This is a genomic window from Paenibacillus sp. FSL k6-2145, assembly GCF_037976585.1.
Lineage (GTDB): Bacteria > Bacillota > Bacilli > Paenibacillales > Paenibacillaceae > Paenibacillus.
In genome coordinates this window covers 6,141,281-6,162,417 of record NZ_CP150267.1, presented here as the reverse complement: position 1 = coordinate 6,162,417, position 21,137 = coordinate 6,141,281, and the positions used below count along the sequence as shown (strand labels likewise).

Sequence of the window (21,137 nt, the reverse complement as noted above, 5' to 3'; positions counted from 1 at the left end):
TACGGCATGCTATCTGTACCAACCATTGCTGCGAGCAGTGGGGATAGAGACAGGCCGGGTGAAAAAGAGTGAAAACAGTCATTTTGCTGATTGGAGCAGGAGAACAGGTCAGCCGTATTCAGGATATTTTATGTAGCGAAGGGTACGAGGTGCAACGAATGAAGTGGTCCCAACTAAACCAATCCGTCGAGCCTTCGTTGCTGCATATTAAACTGATCATCCTGGTAGAACGGGAAGAGGGAAATGAACATTGTGGCCAGGATCAGAAATTAGAGTTAAAACGATGGATAGATAAGGGTCAGGTTATACCTCTACTGGTTATTACTTCAAATGCATCTCCTCAGTTCATCGTGGAATGGCTGGATTACGGAGCTAATGACGTGATGGAGGAACCGATCCACTTAACCGTGATGCTTGCCAGAATACGAAATTTATTGCGTGTTTTTGCGAATGCAACACCAGAGGGTGAGGAAGTAATTGTAGTTCATGATCTTAAAGTCAATTTGCGTTCAAGAAGGGTAAGTCGTACGGGTGAATACCTGACATTAACGCCAAAAGAGTACGAATTGCTGGAATTCCTGGCCCTGCATGTAAATGAAGCATGTACCCGGAGTGATATTTTGCGGGAAGTATGGGGATATGAGTATGCGATGGATACCAACGTTGTGGATGTGTATATTAAACATCTAAGGGTTAAGGTGGATAAGGGAAGAAGTGTGAAACTGATTCATACGGTGCGTGGGATCGGTTACATGCTTCATGATAAAAATTAGATGTATCACCGAATTCCATGAAACTCCAGTTTAGACTGTGGCGAAAAAAGGGTAAATAAAAAGACCGGAACATATCGTCCGGCCTTTACTTACTAGCAATATATAATTCTAAAGTACACGACGAGCTTTAACATACGTTCTCTTCCAAGTACCAGAGTCCAGATCAGAGAGGGTTACGCCTGGAGATCCATACGTATGCAGAATCTTACCATTTCCCGCATAAACACCTACGTGAGTGACATTAGAACCGGTAGACCGGCTACCACTGGAGAAGAATACCAGATCTCCGACACGCAGATTAGCTTTAGACACAGCTTTACCTTCTTTGGATTGTTTCACGGAAGTGCGCGGCAAATCTACACCATACTTTTTGAAAATATATTTCATAAAAGAAGAACAGTCAAAAACTTTGGTTGTTGATGTTGAAGCACCAAATTTATATGGAGTTCCAGTAAATTGTTTACCATAGTTAACAATCTGTTGACCTGTGGATACAGAAGCAGTTGCTGCCTGTGCAACAGGTGCGTTAGTCATTAATACAGCTCCAAAACCTAGTGTAGCGCACAACCCGACGGTTACGGCCTTTTGGACAAAGATGTTTGTTTTCATGTTAGTTAGTACCTCCAAAATTCGTTTTCGTTAAGTTGCTAGAGCGAGTATAACAGCTTTGTAACAGCCTAGAAATTGGATAGGGAAGTGTAATCCCTTGCGCCACAATGGTTTGGGTATGTTTATTAAAATATGATTAAAAATGTCAAAAAATTAATCATTGACGGACGAAGAATAAAGATGAAACAACAAAGACCCTTGAATATCAAGGGTCTTTGTTATGTGTGAACCTATTTTCTTCATTCAATCACTGGTTACAAAAACGTAATAAATAACTATGAAGCATTCGAATAGATTCAATCTTTGCTCTGAATTATCAGTAATAAGCCACTATCAATAGTGACTGTACCGGAGGAGCCTAAGAGCTTGTTGCTTACACCCAAGGATTGTCCCATGCGAATGGTGGCTTGATCTAGCGGATACATAAAACCATCTAGAGTTATTCCTGCAACTTCATGAGTCAAGGGCAGCAGAGAAACATATTTATAGTCTCGGTGTTCAACCACAGCTTTGGATGTGGTCAGTGTCATGTAGTTGTGTTTGTCCTGAATGGCACAGGAGATATGATGTTGCATCGCGCGAACCATGATATGTACATTAGCGAGAGTGTGATCCATACGTGTACCTGTAGCACCTAACATTAAGATGTGAGAAGGTTCGTAATCTAGCGCTGTCTCAAAAGCCATTTCTGTATCAGTAAGATCCTTATGAACAGGGTCACATGTAATGAACCGAATGCTATTGTTGCTTACAATGATACGTTCCTCTTCAGTAATGGAGTCGAAGTCTCCAACTGCAATGTGAGGCTGAATGCCGTGTTCAATTAAAAATAATGCACCGCGATCGGCCGCGATGATCATATCATCTTCTCGTATTTCCTGAAGTAATTCTACAGATAAGTTTCCGCCTGTAAAAATAACTATCCGTTTCACCGTCATTTTATTTCATCCTTCCTAGTTCAGAGAAAAATAGTTCATTGTTCAAATATAATGTTGGAACCTGTACAAATATATTCACCAAACCAGTATAATCCACAAAATGTGGTTGCACAATTTCAGTGCTCGCGGATACAATGGGTAGAGCGACATGGAGATGACTTGAAAAGTGAGGTTTGAACAGGTTGGACTTACACATTTTTGAAGTATTCAGCATTATAGGCACTATCGCATTTGCAATGTCCGGTGCCTTCGTAGCAATGGAAGAGGAGTATGACATTCTGGGTGTACTAGTGCTTGGACTTGTCACGGCATTCGGAGGCGGGATTATCCGGAATGTACTTATAGGTATACCTGTAACGACACTGTGGAGTCAGGGATCACTTATTATGTTAGCCTTAGTATCTGTAGCGATTGCGTTTATATTGCCTCTCAAGTGGATAAGTCACTGGAAGCGAACAGAGGCGTTGTTTGATGCAATCGGACTCGCAGCATTTGCAATTCAAGGGGCGCTGTACGCGGCGAACATGGGACATCCTATTAGCGCAGTTATCGTTGCAGCAGTAATGACCGGTATTGGTGGAGGCGTTATTCGTGATGTGCTTGCGGGACGTAAACCGCTTGTATTGCGTGACGAAATTTATGCTGTATGGGCAATGACAGCCGGTTTTGTTATAGGTATGGGTTGGTTAACAACGAATGCCGGATTATTATTTTGTTTCGCGGCCGTTGTGTTCTTCCGGATGTGTTCTGTACATTATAAATGGAAACTGCCACGTCGTTCGTTGGTGCCATCTGAGACCGGGAACGTCACTCCTCAGCCGGAGAGCATTGTGACACAGCCAACATCGTCGGTACTGCAAGGTACGTTAAGCAAGGGGGATTAATATGATTAATGTTTTGTTTGTATGTCTGGGCAATATATGTAGATCACCAATGGCTGAAGCCGTTTTGCGTCACAAAGTCCTGGAGAAGGGGCTTGAACACCAGATTCGTGTGGACTCAGCGGGTACAGGGGACTGGCATGTTGGTAAACCTCCGCATGAAGGGACTCGAAAATTGCTGGATTCGTACCAGATTTCTTATGCCAACATGGCAGCAAGACAGTTCGCCAGCGAAGACTTTACTCAATTTGATTACATTGTGTGTATGGACAATTCCAATGCAGATAATGTGCGCAACGTTCCAGGCGGAGCTGAGGCGGACATCATCAAGTTCATGGACATGCTTCCCGAGGAAAAACTCAGAGAAGTACCTGACCCGTATTACACAGGCAATTTTGAAGAGGTGTACGAGCTGGTTAACGCAGGCTGCGATGTTCTGTTGAGAAAGATTGAAGCGGAACATTCCTTAGCTTAAAAAGTAAACGAAATTCATGCTTAATTTGTAATCGGGCAAAGAAGCAGGATTAGAGCACTTAAAGCAAGCAGGACATCCTGCTTCTTTTTCAGATTACAATTGTAAGCGGTATCATTAAAATGAAAAACAATAGCGGCATTTCAGCCGCCTGTTAATGTGGTCCTTTTATCTCTCCTGGAGAAAATAAAGTAATGCTTCGGGCAATTCCTTCTGCCAAAAACCCCATTGGTGTTTTCCGTCTTTCTCTTGATAGGAGACGAGGGCACCACGTTTTTCCAGCAATTCTCGAGTATCCCGGTTTAATTGAACAAAATCATACGTACCGGTATCTGCCTTAAAGGCAGTTTCCTGTAAACCAACGATCATCCAGATCGAGAGCCAAGACAGATCTTCAGCTGCGGCATAGATTTCTTGTGAAGCAGAGTAGAAGGCACCAGACATGCTGATGACACGTGTGAACAGATCCGGATATAACAGAGCAAGATGAAGCGAAACACTGCCACCAAGCGAGTCTCCGGCAAGAATGCGTTCCTGCGGAGAACGGCGCACAGGATATTTCTCTTCTATATAGGGAATAATCTCTTCAGCGAAGCAAGCGGTATATGCCTTGAACCGATCTCCGAATGGAGCATATTCCTGCGTTCTCACAGACACATCGACCTGAACCCCTACAATAATGAAAGGTTCGGCTCCTTCGTCCAGAATAATTTGGTTAGCTGTTGTAGCAATTCGTCCGAAATTAAAAAATTCTTCGCCATCCTGACAATATACGACAGGGTAGCTAAGTAATTCGTTATAGCCCGGAGGGAGGTAAATACGGAGCGTTCGCTTCTCTCCGAGATAGCGACTTTCAATCTCTTCCTTCACAATCGTGCGTTTCAAATAGCGGGAATCCGTCATAAAACGTCACCTTTCTCGGTTAATTTTTTGCATTCGACCGCGCAATACGGTAAGATTACCCTTGTGCGGGGTTAGGTCAAACACGCAATCATGTATTATGCTGTTATACCAATATTAATCCCCTGTTATACATACAATCCGGCAGGAAACATAAAAAAATTACGGATTTCTTTGACGTATGGAGTGAAACAGGTGTATAATAATATTATAACAGCGGAACTTGATATTCAAATTTTTTGTTGAGGTGAAGAAAAAAATGAGCAAGGTTCCTTATGAAGTGTATACAGAGGATGTAGAAGCTCTGTCCGTGCTGTCTCCTGACGGCGAAATTGTTAACAAAGACATGATGCCTACACTTTCCGATGATCAATTAAAAGAAATTATGTACCGCATGGTATTTACCCGTACTTGGGATGACCGTGCAGTAAACCTGGGCCGTCAAGGTCGTCTTGGTTTCTATGCTCCAGTATCTGGTCAAGAAGCTACAATGGTTGGTAGTGAATTTGCAATTGAAAAAGAAGACTTTGTATGTCCTGGCTATCGTGACATTCCGCAACTCGTATGGCATGGACTTCCTCTTTATCAAGCATTCTTGTACTCCCGTGGACACCAACATGGTGGACAAATTCCAGATGGCGTTAATGTATTGATGCCACAAATCATCATTGGTGCACAAATTCTGCATGCAATGGGTATCGCTATGGGTTACAAATTGAAGAAACAAAAACAAGTTGTTATCACTTACACAGGTGATGGCGGTTCTTCTGAAGGTGACTTCTATGAAGGTCTGAACTACGCTGGTGTATACAAACTGCCTGTTATCTTCTTCGTACAAAACAATGGTTATGCCATCACAACTCCTTTTGCTAAACAAACAGCAGCTCTGTCCATCGCTCACAAAGCGGTAGCAGCAGGTATCAAAGGTGTTAAAGTTGACGGTATGGACATCTTCGCTGTTATCAAAGCTGTTCAGGAAGCTGCTGAGCGTGGACGTAACGGAGAAGGCGCAACATTGATCGAAGCAGTAACATATCGTTTCCGTCCTCACTCCCTTTCGGATGATGCTTCCAAGTATCGTACAAAAGAAGAAGAGGCAGAATGGTCTGCTAAAGATCCTATCGCACGTTTCGCTAAATATCTTGAGAAAAAAGGTCTTTGGACTGAAGAAGATACAGCACGTGTGAAAGAAGAAGCAAAAGCTAAAGTAAATGAAGAGATCAAAAAAGCGGAAAAAACCGAGAAAATGACGATTTCAGGCTTGATCGACAGCATGTTCGAACAAACGCCTAAGCACTTGGAAGAGCAAAAAGCTGATTTCCAATAAGTTTTTTCCGATAAAGCATAAACATCCGTGACTTTAATGTCCCGGTATACATGTACGAATTCAAATGTGAACTGTCAATGTTTAAGGAGGAAATGAAGCAAATGGCACAAATGAACATGAAAGAAGCAATCCGTGATGCGCTTCGCGTGGAGTTGAAACGTGATCCTAACGTTCTGCTTTTCGGTGAAGACGTAGGTAATGTAGGCGGCGTTTTCCGTGTAACGGAAGGTCTGCAAAAAGAGTTTGGCGAAGAGCGTGTATTTGATACACCACTGGCTGAGTCCGCTATTGGTGGTCTGGCTGTAGGTCTGGGTGTACAAGGCTTCCGTCCGGTTGCTGAGATCCAATTCGTTGGTTTTATCTTCGAAGCCCTTGACCAAATGGTAGTGCAAGCTGCTCGTATGCGTTTCCGCTCCGGTGGAAAATACAATTCTCCAATCGTATTCCGTACACCATTCGGTGGCGGTGTAAAAGCGGCAGAATTGCATACAGATTCCCTGGAAGGTCTGCTCACGCAAACACCAGGTATCAAAGTCGTTGTTCCTTCTAACCCTTACGATGCAAAAGGACTGATGATCGCTTCTATTCGCGATAACGATCCTGTATTCTTCATGGAGCACTTGAACTTGTACCATGCTTTCCGTGCAGAAGTGCCTGAAGAAGATTACGTTGTTGAGTTGGGTAAAGCGAACGTTGTTCGTGAAGGTTCTGATGTAACAATCATTACTTACGGTATGATGGTTCACACTTCTGTGAAAGCAGCAGATGAACTCGAAAAACAAGGAATCAAAGTTGAAGTTATCGACCTTCGTACGGTTAGCCCGATCGACATCGATACTATCGTTGCTTCCGTTAAGAAAACAAACCGTGCAATTGTTGTACAGGAAGCTCAAAAGAGCGCAGGTGTTGCAGCTGAAGTCATTGCCCAAATCAATGAAAAAGCAATCCTGCACCTGGAAGCACCGGTTCTGCGTGTAGCTGGTCCGGACACTGTATATCCATTTGCACAAATCGAAGATACATGGCTGCCTAACCCGGCGCGTATCGTTGCTGCGGTTAACAAAGTCGTAAATTTCTAATTTAATCATCTGACATGCCGCAAGGCGCAGTATGGTGATTCACACCGCAGCGCAAGCTGCACTGTAAACAGCCATTAGCCCCTTGAGTAACAGTTATTTGCATTAGCAGTAACAGTTGTTTCTTGGAGTTAAGGGTTGTTTTCAGGATTGAGCACATAATCAAGGAGGTTTTTCAGTTGGCTAAATTTGAATATAAATTCCCTGAATTGGGCGAAGGCCTGCACGAAGGCGAAATCATCAAGATGCACATCAAAGTCGGTGACAAAGTAACTGACGACGACATCATCATGGAAGTACAGAACGACAAAGCGGTTGTGGAAGTACCTTGTCCGGTTAACGGAACAGTTACAGAAGTATTCGCTAAAGACGGTCAAATCTGCCACGTTGGTGAAGTTGTAGCGATCATCGATGCAGAAGGCGAACTTCCTGAGCAAGACGACGCTCCTGCTGGCGATCAAGGCGAGCAAGAGAAAGATGCAGCTCAAGGCGGAGCTGACACAAGCGGTTCTTCTGCAGCAGCTTCCAGCTCGGATGCAGCTAAAGAAGGCGGCAACAACAGCGTTCCGGCAGTACCTGCCAAAGACGTTCTGGCAACACCAAGCGTGCGTAAATTTGCTCGCGAACAAGGTGTAGACATCGCACAGGTTAACGGCACTGGCAACAACGGTAAAGTAACCAAAGAAGATGTTGAATCCTTCAAAAACGGTGGCGGTTCTTCCGCAGCGGCATCTTCCGAAGCTCCGGCTCAAGAAGAGAAAAAATCCGCAGCACCAGCAGCGGCTGCAGCTGATCAATACCTTGAAGAAGAGCGCGTACCATTCAAAGGTATCCGTAAAGCAATCTCTAATGCGATGGTTAAATCGGCTTACACAGCACCTCACGTTACAATCATGGACGAAGTGGACGTAACTGAATTGGTTGCTTTCCGTACTCGCATGAAACCAATTGCAGAGAAAAAAGGAACAAAAGTTACTTATCTCCCATTCATCGTTAAAGCACTGGTTGCGGCTTCCCGCCAATTCCCGGCTCTGAACGCTATGATTGATGAAGAAGCTAACGAAATTGTTTACAAAAAATACTACAACATCGGTATCGCTACAGATACAGACAACGGCTTGATCGTTCCTGTTATCAAAGATGCTGATCGTAAATCCATCTGGATGATTGCTGATTCTATCCGTGATCTGGCTGCTCGTGGTCGTGAGGGCAAATTGAGCGCGAATGAAATGAGAGGAAGCACAATCTCCATCAGTAACATCGGTTCTGCTGGCGGTATGTTCTTCACTCCAATCATCAACTTCCCTGAAGTTGCTATTCTCGGAACAGGACGCATCAGCGAAAAAGCAGTGATCAAAAACGGCGAAGTAGTTGCAGCACCTGTAATGGCTCTTTCCCTGAGCTTTGACCACCGTATCATCGATGGCGCAACAGCACAAAACTTTATGAATTACATTAAACAGCTGCTCGCTAACCCTGAGCTGCTTGTTATGGAGGTGTAAGATATGGTAGTAGGCGACGCTTCTCTCAATATCGACACATTAGTAATTGGTGCGGGTCCTGGCGGCTATGTAGCTGCCATCCGCGCTGCTCAACTGGGCCAAAGCGTATTGATCGTAGACAAATCCGAACTGGGCGGTGTTTGTTTGAACCGTGGATGTATTCCATCCAAAGCCCTGATCTCTGCTGCACACCAATATGAGTCTGCACTTCACGGTGAAGCTTTTGGTATCTCTGCTGAGAACGTAAAAGTGGACTTCAGCAAAACTCAAGAGTTTAAAAACGGCGTTGTTAAGAAAATGACTGGCGGCGTAGCTGGTTTGCTCAAAGGCAACAAAGTTGAAGTTTTCAACGGTGAGTGCATGTTCATCAACGAAAACGAAGCTCGTGTATTCAATGACCACGAGTCTCCACGTTACAAATTTAAAAATGCAATTATTGCAACAGGTTCCCGTCCAATCGAACTGAAACCTTTCCCGTTTGGCGGACGCATTCTGTCTTCGACAGAAGCTCTGAACTTGCCTGAAGTACCAAAAAGCATGATCGTTATCGGTGGCGGATATATCGGTGCTGAGCTTGGTCAAATGTACTCCAAATTCGGTGCAAAAGTAACAATCATCGAAGGTTTGGATACAGTACTGCCAGGTTTCGATAAAGACATGACTAGCCTCGTGGCTAAAAACATGAAGAAAACAGGCATCGAAATCGTAACGGGTGCAAAAGCTGAAAGTGCTGAGCAAACGGATAAAGATGTAACTGTTAAGTACTCTGTAAATGGTGAGTCCAAAGAAGTAACTGCAGATTACCTGCTGGTAACTGTTGGACGTCGTCCAAACACAGATGGAGAACTGGGTCTCGACATGATTGGGGTTGACGTTGACGAGCGTGGATTTGTCAAAGTTGACCACCAAGGTCGTACCAGCATTCCTCACATCTTTGCTATCGGTGACATCGTATCTGGCTTGGCTCTGGCACACAAAGCTTCTTATGAAGGTAAAGTGGCTGCTGAAGCAATCGCAGGACAACCATCTGTAGTTGACTACAAATGTATGCCAGCTGTTGTGTTCACAGATCCAGAGTGTTCCAGCGTAGGTTACACTGAAAAAGAAGCTAAAGAAAAAGGTTACAAAGTAAAAGCAGGCAAGTTCCCTTATGCGGGTAACGGCCGTGCTGTATCTTTGAACCACGCTGAAGGCTTCGTGAAAATCGTAGCTGACGAAGAAAGCGGCCTTGTATTGGGTTGCCAAATCGTAGGTCTGGAAGCTTCCAACCTGATTGCTGAGCTTGGTTTGGCAATTGAGATGGGCGCTACTTTGGAAGATCTGGCTCTCACAATTCACGCTCACCCAACTTTGGGCGAAATCGTGATGGAAGCTGCGGAATTGGTTATGGGTCACCCGATCCACATCATCTCCCGTTAAGATCATCTAAGCTTCGGATCCGTCCGGCATTATACGTATATCAGAAGAGACGAATGACGTTAACGCGTTATTCGTCTCTTTTTTTTGATTGAAATAAGAGCAAAGTTTAAAAAGGTTATGCCTTGATTTGTATAGCTGATTACAATACAACGAATTCCTCATTTGTGGTACACTGTAATAATGATTAGAGTAGTATAGGGTGGTATTAGTTGAATTAAACTTTTACTTGAGAACGCAGAGGACGGAAAGTGCCTAAAGAAGCGAAGCGTTCGCCTTTATCACCGGATTTTTCCCCTTAGGAAAAGGGAATCGAAAAAATCTGGGGATAACAGAGCGATCGGAAGGTTGTTCGGTCATCGGAGTGGGCAAGTGTAAATGTTTTTAGTTCAATTGATATACGAGCCAATTCTATTCTGGAGTAGTATAACAGTGAGGAGATTTCAACATGAAAAACTATCTCGATTTATTACAGGATATTCTGAACAACGGCGTGCATAAAGGAGACCGTACAGGAACAGGAACACAATCTGTATTTGGCAGACAGCTCCGTTATGATCTCTCCGAAGGGTTTCCGCTGGTAACAACGAAACGAATTCATCTCAAATCGGTTATTCATGAACTGTTGTGGTTTTTGAGTGGCGATACCAATATATCTTATCTGAAAGAAAACGGTGTGAAGATCTGGGACGATTGGGCGGACGAAAATGGGGATCTCGGTCCGGTATACGGCTCGCAGTGGCGCACATGGGAAGCGCCAAACGGAGAAAAAATTGATCAGATCGCCGCAGTCATTGATTCGATTAAAAATAATCCGGATTCACGTCGTCACCTTGTCAGCGCATGGAATGTGGCTGAGATTAATAATATGAAGCTTCCACCTTGTCATTTTGCGTTTCAGTTTTACGTTGCAGAGGGTAAATTATCATGTATGCTTACGATGCGTTCTGTGGATACGTTCCTCGGGTTACCGTTTAACATCGCGAGTTATGCGCTCTTAACTCATATGATCGCTCAGCAATGTGATCTTGAGGTGGGTGACTTCATTTGGTCTGGAGGGGATGTTCACATCTACTCTAACCATGTTGATCAGGTTAAAACTCAGCTGGAGCGTGAACCTTATGCTTTACCTAAGCTGGTAATCAAGCGTAAGCCGGATTCTATTTTTGATTATAAGTTTGAAGACTTTGAGTTTGAGAACTATCAGCATCATCCGGGCATTAAAGCTCCAATTGCAGTCTAATTATGTGTTCAATCTCGATAAGAGACTTGGATTGAAGGAGTGTATTACCCTTGAGTATTGAACTGGTATGGGCAATGGGGGAGAACGGTGTGATCGGATTAAACAATTCGATTCCATGGCGTTTACCCAAAGATATGGCCTTTTTCAAACAACGTACGTTAAACAAAACAATTATCATGGGACGTAACACGTGGGAATCTTTTGGTGGTAAGCCGCTTCCTCAGCGCCGTAATATCGTAGTGACAAGAGATCTGAACTACAAGGTGGAACAGGCTGAAATCGTACATACGATTGAAGAGGGTCTGAGTGTAACCAAAGGTGAGGAACTGTGCGTAATTGGGGGTTCCCAAGTGTATCGTGAGTTCCTGCCACTTGCAGATCGTCTTGTGGTGACCAAAATTCATGAGAATTTTGAGGGAGATACGTTTTTTCCTGAAGTGGATTGGTCCGAATGGGAACTGATTGAACAGATTGAAGGCGAACAGGATGAGAAAAATGTTCATGCGTATACTTTTGAATTTTATGAACGTAAACGGTAAATATGGCATAAGAAATTCCTGACTTCGGTCGTATTTGTATGATGAGAGGCGCTGATTGCGAAATATTCGTGAACAGCGTCTTTTCTTTTATAAAAAAAAGAGTCACTTGTTTAAATTGGAATACATATAACATTAATGTAACATAATTAATTGGTATTTATGTATAATATACATACGACCAAGCATTAAACAGTAAAAAAGTGTAAAAGTTTTGAGGTTTTAACGTTGTGAAGCCCTAAAACGAGTCTGATATTCGGAATTGAGAACAATTTATAGCAAAATATGTTGGATTTGATGACAAATTATCTGACATTCACTTAACGTTTCGACCTTTTATTTCTTTAACAAACACCAGATTTCGCAGTTCAAAACCACATTTAACACCAAAATAAGGGTATTGACCATGGGTAGACTTGAAAGATATGATGTATAAAATACAAATAATTATGCGGATAATCCATTTAATATTCAGCACAGTAAATGCTACTATAATTGAAATATCTTCGAGAAGATTTTGTGATACAATAGACAAAAACTCAAGTAATGAGTAATCCATTTCATATAGAACCATGCACATGAAGGGATTAAGACAAGAACGGATGGGGGAAAACGTAAGATGTCTACACCTACTGGATTTATGGAATACAAACGTCAACTGCCAGCGGATCGTGAGCCAGCGGAGCGGATCAAGGATTGGGAAGAGTTTCATAAACATATGGCAGAAGAAGAACTCAGAACACAAGGTGCACGATGCATGGATTGTGGTACCCCGTATTGCCATACAGGTATAGATATGATTGGCGGCACGTCAGGTTGCCCTGTGCATAACTTGATTCCTGAATGGAATAATCTTGTATATCGCGGACTGTGGAGAGAAGCACTTGAGCGCCTTCACAAAACGAATAATTTCCCGGAATTTACAGGTCGCGTCTGTCCAGCTCCTTGCGAAGGATCATGTACAGTTGGCTTAATCGGTCAGCCTGTAACCATCAAAACGATCGAAGAAGCAATTATTGAAAAAGGTTTCGAAGAAGGATGGGTGGTTCCCCAACCTCCTGAAAAACGTACGGGTAAACGTGTAGCTGTGGTAGGTTCAGGTCCAGCGGGATTAGCTACTGCGGCTCAGTTGAATAAAGCAGGACACTCGGTAACGGTATATGAGCGTTCGGACCGTGTCGGCGGATTGCTGATGTACGGTATCCCAACGATGAAATTGGATAAAAAGGTAGTTCAACGTCGTGTTGATCTGCTCGAAGCAGAAGGCATTCAATTCATTACAAACACCGAGATCGGTAAAGATATTGCAGCACAACAACTGGTGGATGAATATGACGCTGTTGTATTGTGCGGTGGTGCAACGAAGCCGCGTGAATTCAATATTGAAGGCAGCGACTTGAAGGGCGTTCATTATGCAATGGATTTCCTTAATGGCAGCATTAAGAGTTATCTGGACTCCAACCTGGAAGATGGTCAATATCTGTCCGCTAAAGATAAAGATATTATCGTCATTGGTGGCGGTGATACAGGATCTGACTGTGTGGCTACATCGCTGCGCCATGGTTGTCGTACGATCACTCAATTCGGTACGCATACACAAGCGCCTATGGAACGTGATCGCATTAACAACCCTTGGCCGCAATTCCCGAACGTATACACACTTGATTATGCGCAAGAGGAAGCCAAAGCGTTGTTTGGTCAAGATCCGCGTGAGTTCTCCATCATGACAACAAAATTTGTCGGAGACGATGAGGGGAACCTCAAAGAATTGCATACAGTACAGATCGAGCGTATTGTGGATGAGACTGGTCGAAAGATTTATCAGCCGATTCCAGGTACAGAGCGTGTATTCCCGGCTCAGATGGCCATGATTGCCATTGGTTTTGATGGACCGGAACAAACGTTGGTAGAGCAACTGGGACTTGCAACAGATCGTCGTACAAACGTTAAGGCACGTTACGGCAAATACAATACCAATGTGGATAAAGTATTTGCAGCAGGTGACATGCGTCGTGGTCAAAGCTTGGTTGTATGGGCAATTAATGAAGGCCGTGAGGCTGCTCGTGAAGTGGACAAATACTTGATGGGTGCTTCGGTTCTGGTGTAAAAGTATAGAACAAGATATCAATGACAACCTTCGCGATTAGCGAGGGTTGTTTGCTGTTATTTTAACCAAGTTGACTATATATTTCATCTAAGTGTGAGCAATATCATTGCTTTTTAAGTGATAAAGATTTATTATTATATTATAATTATTATAAATAAGGATTCAGTGAAACCCAGAATCGGTAAGATAAAAGTAAAATTTAATGAATATAAACCGGAGGTGCGACCTGCTATGGCAAGTAACCGGGACAAGTCCATTTCAGAACAGATCTTTCACATTAAAAATCAATTGGTTGAAAAAGGATATAAGTTAACACAACAACGGGAAGTTACTGTACGTGTATTGCTTGAACATGAAAAGGATCATTTCAGCGCAGAGGAAGTATTTCTCCTGGTTAAGGAGCAGTTCCCTGAGATTGGATTGGCTACCGTATACCGCACTCTCGAACTGCTGAGTGACCTTCAGGTCGTTGAAAAGATTAACTTTGGTGACGGCGCTGCGCGCTTTGATTTGCGAAGTACAGACGGTTCCCATCACCACCATCATTTGATCTGTACAGAATGTGGTAAAGTAGAAGAGATTATGGAAGATGGTCTGCTTCGTTTGGAACAACAAATCGAACGTCAGTATGGCTTTGCTGTTACGGATCATCGTCTGGATTTCCAGGGTGTATGCAAAGAGTGCAGACAAAAACATGTATTAAAGGAACAGGCAGCAGGATAATTCATTTCGGGAAGGTGCTCCCGAATCCAAAATCTGATATAATGAGTTTCAGAAGCAAGGGGCTTCCGTCGGCGGAATGCCCCTTTTTGCCGTCATGCGGACGGTGAAGGAGGAGAGATGGACGGATGAAGACACTGGTTATAGCGGAAAAACCCGACATGGGTCGAACCATTGCCGCCGTCATAGAACCAAAGGCCAAGAACAATCGCACGTATCTCGAGGGTGAACATTACATCATCACATGGGCGATAGGGCATTTGCTTGGACTGGCTGAACCGGATGCCTATGATACAAAGTACAAGCGCTGGAATATAGCGGACCTGCCGATCATACCCGATCAGTTCAAGATTGTACCCAATCCGAGGACAAAAGATCAGCTCAAAATGATTGGAGAACTGGCAAAACGGGCTTCAGCGATCGTTAATGCTTGCGATGCAGGGAGAGAAGGTCAGTACATCTTCGCCCTCATACAACAGCAATTGAAGCTGCGTCAACCTGTAAAGCGTTTATGGATATCGGATTTGACGGCAGAGAGCATTAGACGTGGTTTTGATGGTCTGAAGGATGCCTCTGAATTTGAAAATTTGACCCATGCTGCTCGCGCCAGAAGTGAAGCTGATTGGCTGATTGGGATGAATGCCTCGCGGGCGTTTACAACCCGTCATAATGCATTGTTGTCCGTAGGTCGTGTGCAGACGCCGGTACTCGCGCTAATCTACGATCGGGAAATAGAGATTGAAGCGTTCCAGTCACAGACCTTTTATGAAGTAGCCGCCTGGTTTCGGCAGGAAGGTGTCGAGTACCGGGGACTGCGTCAGGGAGATAAATTGACCGATGCGGAGGCAGCAGAGGCCATTGCAGCCAGTGTGAAGGGCAAGACAGGGCAGATTACCAAATACGAAGCAAAGCAGACAAAGGAGTATCCGTATCGTTTGTATGACCTGACCCTTTTACAGCGTGAAGCCAATGCCAAGTTTGGATATGGAGCCAAAAAAACATTGGATATTGCACAGGCCTTGTATGAAAAACACAAGGTAATTTCGTATCCGCGGACAAACTCCAACTATGTTACAGAACAGAATATTGAAGGTATGCACAAAACACTAAACCTGCTTAAAAATGGTACCTATAGTGAGCTTGCGCAAGGGGCCAAGCCAGAGCTTGTTCATAAGAATAATAAAGGGGTATGTAACCCGAGCAGGGTTGAGGATCACCACGCGATCCTACCTACTTTGAAGCGACCAGGTACCTTATCCAAGGATGAGCAGAACATCTATGATTTGATTGTCAGACGATTCTTGTCTCACTTTTATCCTCCGGCGGAGTATAAGCAACATACCGTGCTCACCGAAGTGGAGAAACATCAGTTTAAGACATCTGTCAAAGAGCTGCTGTCCCTCGGATGGAAAGTGGTTCTCGGTTCTGGAGATCAGGAACAGGGCGGTGCAGGCAAGAAGAAGACTAAGAAAAACGGCAATGAGGAAGAGGAAGCAGAAGAGTGGACGGACAAGGCTTTTACTGTACAACCCGACTTGCCTGTTCAATGTACGAAGAGTGAGTTTAAGGAGAAGGCGACCCAGCCTCCCAAAAGTTATACCGAGGGAACATTGCTGAAAGCGATGGAAAGTGCAGGCAAGCAGATCGAGAATGAAGAGCTGCGAGATGCGATGAAAGATAGTGGTCTGGGTACTCCGGCTACACGTGCGGCTACAATTGAACGCCTCAAAAACGTGGGTTACATTACGCTGCAAGGGAAGAAAATGCAGTTAACGCTCAAAGGCAGAACAGCTATTGAGTTGATTCGCCGTGCGGGTGTAGATCTGTTAACTTCACCTGAGATGACCGGGCAATGGGAAAGAAGGTTATATCAGATTTCCAAAGGTGAGGCGGGTCAGGACAAGTTCATGGAGAACGTCAAGAAATTCACCTTGTCCATCATTGAGAAAGTGCGTGTACAAGCTCCTGCTCCAGCAGATGCTTTTGGAGAAGATTCACGGGCAGGCAGGGGGAAAGGTAAAGGAGCAAGAACCCAGGCCGGCAATACAAGGACATCTGCCAAGACAGCTAGTGGCGGTTCGACTGTAAAAACGTCCCATCAGACTTCGGCATCTTCATCGAGAGCCGGCAGTGGGAAAAGTGCGACCACCAAGGCTCCGTCTTCTAGTGCGAGTCCATCGGGAGTGAGAGAGATACTGGCACCTTGTCCTTCTCCCGGCTGCACGGGTCAGATTATAGAGGGCAAGAAGGGTTATGGATGCTCACGTTTCAAGGAAGGCTGTTCGTTTGTAGTTTGGAAAGAGTATGCGGGCAAAAAAATCACCAGTACGATGTTAAAATCGCTGATTGAGAAGGGCAGTACCCAGGTACTGTCGTTCAAACGAAAAGACGGGAGTACAGTAAAGGCACGTATTATTTTGCAAGATGTGGTAACAGGCAAGTTATCTGGTGAGAAACAGGATGCTTGATCTTAGTTAACTGTTAACATACAGCAAAAGGACCCTTATCCAAGGGTCCTTTTTTGTTGCTGCTGTTGTATATTTTCGTGTATGACTTTTGGTACCTCTTCCAGAGCAGTGATGGTATACATCGATGTTTCCGGATTAGGTTGAAGTTCTACGATGTTGTATTGCCATTCATTCGGTTGTTTGATATATATGCTGTGAATTCCGGCTTTTACCGCGGGCATAATGTCTGTCCGCAGTGAGTTGCCAATCATCCAAGTTGCACGACGATCAAACGGACCATTAGACAGAATGCCTTCCAGTGCCTCAACGTTTTTGTGTTGTCGGATATAGATCCGATCATCAAAATAAGCCGAGAGTTTCATCTGATCAATCTTGCGCTGCTGAATCACGGTTTCGCCGCCGGTATATAAGTAGAGGGAATGTCCAGCACCTTTGAGGTTCTCAAGCGTTTCAACCATATGAGGGTAGGGTTCAACCTCCTGGTCGTACACACTCATACCCAACTTGCTCAGATAGGACTCTTCTCTGGGAGAAGTTAATCTGTTGAACTTTCCGGAGAAGTAACGATAGGTATCAATCAGGGATTGCGGGAAATGATGACTTGCAAAACCAAGCTTGTTCACTCCGGTTACATCGATCTCCAGCTGTTTTTCTCGAATCTCTTGTGTTGTCAGAGAATGTCCATCAAACCACTCTTGCATATTCTCAAAGAATTCTCCCAAAATCAGGTTGAAGTACTTGTTGCAATATACAAGTGTATCATCAAGGTCAAACAAAATATGTTGTTTCATTATTTTCATGATCTAACTCACTCCTTGTAGCCAGTAACTCCACAATGGTTCAACTAAATTAAATGCGAATGTAGGATTCCAGAAACATATTCAATTCAGATACGCCATCCGGCCGAATACTGTATTTCTCTTTGCGGTTACTTCCGAGCAGATGGGTCCGTAGCAGACCTGCGATGCGTAGCGCCATAACCTGGTCTTTGACCGTGTCTTCGTCTTTACCCAATTCTTCACACATCTCAGCGAGGGATTTGGGTTCATCCGATACGTAACGAAGCAGGCGAAGTCTTTCGGGATCAGCCAATGCATGGGTAAAACGTAAAAGGCATGTTGGCGGCTGGTCTTCGTTCTCTTCAGGTGCATCTACGGGATACTGCATAATCATCATCCCCTCATAGAAGCAGTACATATTAATAGGGCGATTGTGCACCGTTGGAAACAGGATAACTTCATTCAATCCAGGCATTGGTTCAACAAGAACTCCTGCCGTAGCATATTCAATAAGCAGTTCAGGGCCCATTTTATCAAGCAAAATGCGTTTTTCTTCGGCATCTTCTTCCAGCCACACACGCTGATCTTCGCTCATATTCTGACAGTAGTGTTCATCCCATAGTCGCAATAATGGGACATAACTGTTCCGAATGCGCGTAGATTCTTCTATTGTAAGAGCGGGCAGAAGAGGAGACACACGTGCAAACAGGTCTTCCGCTGTCATTCCGGCAAGCATGTCCAGAAATTCACGATTTTCCTTCGTATCATTTTGATACGCAGCCCATGCAAACAGGACATCAAAATCATCAAATGGCCAAGTGGCAGCAGGTGCGAGCGCAGCTCGTACATTGGAACTTAGTTTGCCTTCCACTTCCTGAATCCATTCAGGACCAATATCCAGATGCTGAATCCATTTTTTCGTGACATAAACCAAAAAGCTGTTAAGCATTTCATATATCGGTGAAACATCAATTTTCACATGATAAGCCATAATGTTGCAGAATCCTCCCGTCACATCTAAATGTACGCAGCGACTTAAGTACGATTAGTGCGTGTTCAAAAAGTCTGGTTTTCAGTACCAAGAAGATGGAATGAAGATAGAAATGGAGTAGCGTAGGAAAACTACGTGAGCAACGGACATTTCGGCTGAATTTCATCTTCGAAGCTGATGATGCCACTAGGCATGATTCGTAATCAAAAGTGAACTTTTTGAACAACCTCTATTATGGCTTGTTTTGCAGGGCGTTGTCCACTATAATGTTCAAGTCCGGGGCAAAGCCCTGATTCAAGAATAGCAGTTTAAAACCATATGTATACCATACAAAAGTCGTCAGCGATGGCGATTTTTCTTTGTGTGTTCGCAGGAGGAATGAATTCGTGTCATCGATTACTCGCCCCAAACTATCACACTCGACAGCCAATTATCTGATTTTGATTACGGTAATTGTGGTAGCTGGAATTAGTCAGGGGCTTTTGCTGCCTGTGCTTTCGATTTTTTTGGAGCAAAAAGGAGTTTCACCAGGTTTAAACGGATTAAACGCTGCTGCATTGTACATTGGCTCTTTTGCCATGACTCTAGTTGCGGAACGACTATTAGGAGCACTCGGCTTCAAAAAACTGATTGTTGGTGGCCTCATATTGGTCATGGTCCCTTTAATACTATTTCCGTATTTACCAGATATTAAAATATGGTTCATATTGCGCCTGATCGTTGGAATAGGAGACAGCGCACTGCATTATGCGGCTCAGCTCTGGGTGCTGCTTGTTACGGCACCTGAAAAACGTGGTCGCTACATATCGTTATATGGCATGTCCTACGGTCTGGGATTCAGCATTGGTCCACTAGGAATCAAGCTGCTTGGCTTCGGTGATGCTGTCCCTTTCTGGGTATTGTTCGTATGTATGGCAGCAGTACTTATACTGGTATTAATGAAGCTTCCGAATACGAAGCCGGAAAAAGCAGAGCATGGCCAGCTCCCTGAACGGCGCTTCCGTCGTAGTCTGGCATGGGCTTGGTACGCACTGTTACCTGCTCTTTTGTACGGATATATGGAGGCCGGTATGAATAGTAACTTCCCCGTGTATGGCCTACGTATTGGGTTCGACACCGATCAGATTTCGTCGTTGCTTCCCTTTATCGGGATTGGAGGTTTGTTCCTTCAATTGCCTCTGGGGATGTTGAGTGACCGATACGGGCGTAAAAAGATATTGATGTCTGCGGGCACCAGCGGGGGAATCATCTTCATGCTGGTTCCAGTCGCAGGTACGCATTTCTGGTGGACGCTTGTATTGTTAACAATCGCTGGTGGCCTGGTCGGCTCCTTTTTCTCATTGGGCCTTGCCTATGCCGCAGATATTTTGCCTAAAGTGTTGCTGCCTGCAGCCAATGTTGTGGCATCCTTTCATTTCACGATTGGAAGTATTATTGGACCGAATCTGGGAGGTCAGATGATCAATTGGATTTCACCCGGAAGCATGTTCACCTTGCTCGGAATCATGTACCTTATTTTCGGCTTGGCAGGTATATTATTTCGTCGTAAACCTGAGTTCGAATCTGTGTTAAAATAGAAGCTGGTGTTCGCATGGAAATTGATGTCCATTTCCGAGTACACTAGTGGTAGGGAAAAACATGGACAAGAGGAGACATCGCGATGATCAGAGTAGAGAACTTGAGTAAATCCGTTGGCGTGGACCGCGTTCCCGTTCTACGGGATATTCGATTTGATATGCAACAAGGTGAGATGATAGCTGTAGTTGGTTCAAGTGGTAGCGGAAAAAGCATGCTGCTCAAATGTCTGGCTATGATGGAGAAATGGGATTCCGGTCGGTTTACGGTGGATGGCGCCGAGATTTTGAAAGAAGGCTGGTCCGGAAAACGGAAAATTAAACGGGAATGGGCTTACTTGGAACAGAATCCAGAATTATTTCCCAGACGTACGGCTCTTAAAAATGTATTAATCGGACGATCGGGTCAGACTCCCGTATGGAGAATGGTAACCGGTATGGTACGTTCCGATGATTATATGGGTGCTATGGATTATCTCGAAGGATTGGGATTACTTGATAAAGCACATCAAATAGCAGAGAAGCTCAGTGGTGGCGAGAAGCAGCGTGTTGCCATTGCAAGAGCACTTGCTCATGGTGCCAAAGTTGTTTTGGCCGATGAACCAGTGATTGGTCTTGACCCTCACACAGCAGATTCGGTGCTGGAAACGCTGCGCAAATTATGTGAAGAAGAACGTGCAACAGTCATTGCAGTACTGCCTATTGAACTTGCTGAGAAACATGCCACACGGATCTGGGGATTGGCAGAAGGCAAGATTGCTTTTGATATTCGTGGACGAAGACTGACACAGCAAGAAAAAAACCAGATTTAAACTATTGAAAAGA

At 44.3% G+C, this 21,137-nt stretch carries 19 protein-coding genes; 14 read left to right on the top strand and 5 right to left on the bottom strand.

Annotated features, from left to right (window positions below):
* Window positions 1-68 precede the first annotated feature (68 nt).
* Window positions 69-773: a response regulator transcription factor gene (locus tag NZ043_RS27080; protein WP_133385189.1), complete on the top strand. Its 705-nt coding sequence runs from the start codon at window positions 69-71 to the stop codon at window positions 771-773.
* A 108-nt stretch (window positions 774-881) separates the two neighbouring features.
* Here the strand turns inward: NZ043_RS27080 and NZ043_RS27075 are convergent, their stop codons facing one another.
* A complete protein-coding gene (locus tag NZ043_RS27075; RefSeq protein ID WP_091029367.1) occupies window positions 882-1,382 on the bottom strand; it encodes a C40 family peptidase in 501 nt (166 codons plus the stop codon).
* 296 nt (window positions 1,383-1,678) lie between these two features.
* Complete coding sequence (locus NZ043_RS27070; RefSeq protein ID WP_091029368.1) at window positions 1,679-2,320, bottom strand: thiamine diphosphokinase; 642 nt, start codon at window positions 2,318-2,320, stop codon at window positions 1,679-1,681.
* 182 nt (window positions 2,321-2,502) lie between these two features.
* On the opposite strand from NZ043_RS27070, the gene NZ043_RS27065 reads away from it, so the two are divergent.
* Complete coding sequence (locus NZ043_RS27065) at window positions 2,503-3,204, top strand: trimeric intracellular cation channel family protein (RefSeq protein WP_091029371.1); 702 nt, start codon at window positions 2,503-2,505, stop codon at window positions 3,202-3,204.
* Between the two features lies 1 nt (window position 3,205).
* A complete protein-coding gene (locus NZ043_RS27060) occupies window positions 3,206-3,676 on the top strand; it encodes a low molecular weight protein-tyrosine-phosphatase (RefSeq protein ID WP_091029372.1) in 471 nt (156 codons plus the stop codon).
* A gap of 165 nt (window positions 3,677-3,841) precedes the next feature.
* Here NZ043_RS27060 and NZ043_RS27055 read toward each other — a convergent pair whose 3' ends face one another.
* Window positions 3,842-4,576 carry an alpha/beta hydrolase-fold protein gene (locus NZ043_RS27055; RefSeq protein WP_091029375.1) on the bottom strand — a complete coding sequence of 245 codons (735 nt, stop codon included), beginning with the start codon at window positions 4,574-4,576 and terminating at the stop codon, window positions 3,842-3,844.
* Window positions 4,577-4,832: 256 nt separating this feature from the next.
* Between NZ043_RS27055 and pdhA the strand changes: the two genes are divergently transcribed.
* From pdhA to NZ043_RS27010, 9 genes are all read left to right on the top strand, one after another.
* Window positions 4,833-5,900 carry a pyruvate dehydrogenase (acetyl-transferring) E1 component subunit alpha gene (gene pdhA, locus NZ043_RS27050; protein ID WP_017688072.1) on the top strand — a complete coding sequence of 356 codons (1,068 nt, stop codon included), beginning with the start codon at window positions 4,833-4,835 and terminating at the stop codon, window positions 5,898-5,900.
* 101 nt (window positions 5,901-6,001) lie between these two features.
* Window positions 6,002-6,979, top strand: a complete 978-nt coding sequence (locus NZ043_RS27045) for an alpha-ketoacid dehydrogenase subunit beta (protein ID WP_076210115.1) — start codon at window positions 6,002-6,004, stop codon at window positions 6,977-6,979.
* A 176-nt stretch (window positions 6,980-7,155) separates the two neighbouring features.
* Window positions 7,156-8,478, top strand: coding sequence for a dihydrolipoamide acetyltransferase family protein (locus NZ043_RS27040; RefSeq protein WP_133385187.1), 1,323 nt, complete (start codon window positions 7,156-7,158; stop codon window positions 8,476-8,478).
* Between the two features lie 3 nt (window positions 8,479-8,481).
* Window positions 8,482-9,897, top strand: a complete 1,416-nt coding sequence (lpdA, locus tag NZ043_RS27035; RefSeq protein WP_036613658.1) for a dihydrolipoyl dehydrogenase — start codon at window positions 8,482-8,484, stop codon at window positions 9,895-9,897.
* Window positions 9,898-10,342: 445 nt separating this feature from the next.
* The gene (gene thyA / locus NZ043_RS27030) at window positions 10,343-11,137 is read left to right on the top strand and encodes a thymidylate synthase (protein WP_036613661.1); all 795 of its coding nucleotides are present in this window, start codon (window positions 10,343-10,345) and stop codon (window positions 11,135-11,137) included.
* 50 nt (window positions 11,138-11,187) lie between these two features.
* On the top strand, window positions 11,188-11,676 hold the full coding sequence (locus NZ043_RS27025; protein WP_036613663.1) for a dihydrofolate reductase: 489 nt from the start codon (window positions 11,188-11,190) through the stop codon (window positions 11,674-11,676).
* Between the two features lie 616 nt (window positions 11,677-12,292).
* A complete protein-coding gene (locus NZ043_RS27020) occupies window positions 12,293-13,780 on the top strand; it encodes a glutamate synthase subunit beta (RefSeq protein WP_133385186.1) in 1,488 nt (495 codons plus the stop codon).
* A gap of 231 nt (window positions 13,781-14,011) precedes the next feature.
* On the top strand, window positions 14,012-14,503 hold the full coding sequence (locus NZ043_RS27015; protein WP_036613667.1) for a Fur family transcriptional regulator: 492 nt from the start codon (window positions 14,012-14,014) through the stop codon (window positions 14,501-14,503).
* Between the two features lie 125 nt (window positions 14,504-14,628).
* Window positions 14,629-16,968 carry a type IA DNA topoisomerase gene (locus tag NZ043_RS27010; protein ID WP_133385185.1) on the top strand — a complete coding sequence of 780 codons (2,340 nt, stop codon included), beginning with the start codon at window positions 14,629-14,631 and terminating at the stop codon, window positions 16,966-16,968.
* Between the two features lie 35 nt (window positions 16,969-17,003).
* Here the strand turns inward: NZ043_RS27010 and NZ043_RS27005 are convergent, their stop codons facing one another.
* Together NZ043_RS27005 and NZ043_RS27000 are read right to left on the bottom strand one after the other, a co-directional pair.
* The gene (locus NZ043_RS27005) at window positions 17,004-17,768 is read right to left on the bottom strand and encodes an HAD family hydrolase (RefSeq protein ID WP_091029388.1); all 765 of its coding nucleotides are present in this window, start codon (window positions 17,766-17,768) and stop codon (window positions 17,004-17,006) included.
* Between the two features lie 49 nt (window positions 17,769-17,817).
* Complete coding sequence (locus NZ043_RS27000; RefSeq protein WP_091029390.1) at window positions 17,818-18,738, bottom strand: helix-turn-helix domain-containing protein; 921 nt, start codon at window positions 18,736-18,738, stop codon at window positions 17,818-17,820.
* 386 nt (window positions 18,739-19,124) lie between these two features.
* Here NZ043_RS27000 and NZ043_RS26995 point away from each other — a divergent pair, with 386 nt between their 5' ends.
* Together NZ043_RS26995 and NZ043_RS26990 are read left to right on the top strand one after the other, a co-directional pair.
* Window positions 19,125-20,315: an MFS transporter gene (locus NZ043_RS26995; RefSeq protein ID WP_133385184.1), complete on the top strand. Its 1,191-nt coding sequence runs from the start codon at window positions 19,125-19,127 to the stop codon at window positions 20,313-20,315.
* Window positions 20,316-20,398: 83 nt separating this feature from the next.
* On the top strand, window positions 20,399-21,124 hold the full coding sequence (locus NZ043_RS26990; RefSeq protein WP_036613671.1) for an ATP-binding cassette domain-containing protein: 726 nt from the start codon (window positions 20,399-20,401) through the stop codon (window positions 21,122-21,124).
* Window positions 21,125-21,137: the final 13 nt, after the last annotated feature.

What these genes read in the sequence shown, in the direction of transcription:
- NZ043_RS27075 (WP_091029367.1), bottom strand. Translation starts at nt 1,382, where the DNA reads ATGAAAACAAACATCTTTGTCCAAAAGGCCGTAACCGTCGGGTTGTGC.
- NZ043_RS27070 (WP_091029368.1), bottom strand. Translation starts at nt 2,320, where the DNA reads ATGACGGTGAAACGGATAGTTATTTTTACAGGCGGAAACTTATCTGTA.
- NZ043_RS27060 (WP_091029372.1), top strand. Translation starts at nt 3,206, where the DNA reads ATGATTAATGTTTTGTTTGTATGTCTGGGCAATATATGTAGATCACCA.
- NZ043_RS27055 (WP_091029375.1), bottom strand. Translation starts at nt 4,576, where the DNA reads ATGACGGATTCCCGCTATTTGAAACGCACGATTGTGAAGGAAGAGATT.
- pdhA (WP_017688072.1), top strand. Translation starts at nt 4,833, where the DNA reads ATGAGCAAGGTTCCTTATGAAGTGTATACAGAGGATGTAGAAGCTCTG.
- NZ043_RS27045 (WP_076210115.1), top strand. Translation starts at nt 6,002, where the DNA reads ATGGCACAAATGAACATGAAAGAAGCAATCCGTGATGCGCTTCGCGTG.
- lpdA (WP_036613658.1), top strand. Translation starts at nt 8,482, where the DNA reads ATGGTAGTAGGCGACGCTTCTCTCAATATCGACACATTAGTAATTGGT.
- thyA (WP_036613661.1), top strand. Translation starts at nt 10,343, where the DNA reads ATGAAAAACTATCTCGATTTATTACAGGATATTCTGAACAACGGCGTG.
- NZ043_RS27020 (WP_133385186.1), top strand. Translation starts at nt 12,293, where the DNA reads ATGTCTACACCTACTGGATTTATGGAATACAAACGTCAACTGCCAGCG.
- NZ043_RS27015 (WP_036613667.1), top strand. Translation starts at nt 14,012, where the DNA reads ATGGCAAGTAACCGGGACAAGTCCATTTCAGAACAGATCTTTCACATT.
- NZ043_RS27010 (WP_133385185.1), top strand. Translation starts at nt 14,629, where the DNA reads ATGAAGACACTGGTTATAGCGGAAAAACCCGACATGGGTCGAACCATT.
- NZ043_RS27005 (WP_091029388.1), bottom strand. Translation starts at nt 17,768, where the DNA reads ATGAAAATAATGAAACAACATATTTTGTTTGACCTTGATGATACACTT.
- NZ043_RS27000 (WP_091029390.1), bottom strand. Translation starts at nt 18,738, where the DNA reads ATGGCTTATCATGTGAAAATTGATGTTTCACCGATATATGAAATGCTT.
- NZ043_RS26990 (WP_036613671.1), top strand. Translation starts at nt 20,399, where the DNA reads ATGATCAGAGTAGAGAACTTGAGTAAATCCGTTGGCGTGGACCGCGTT.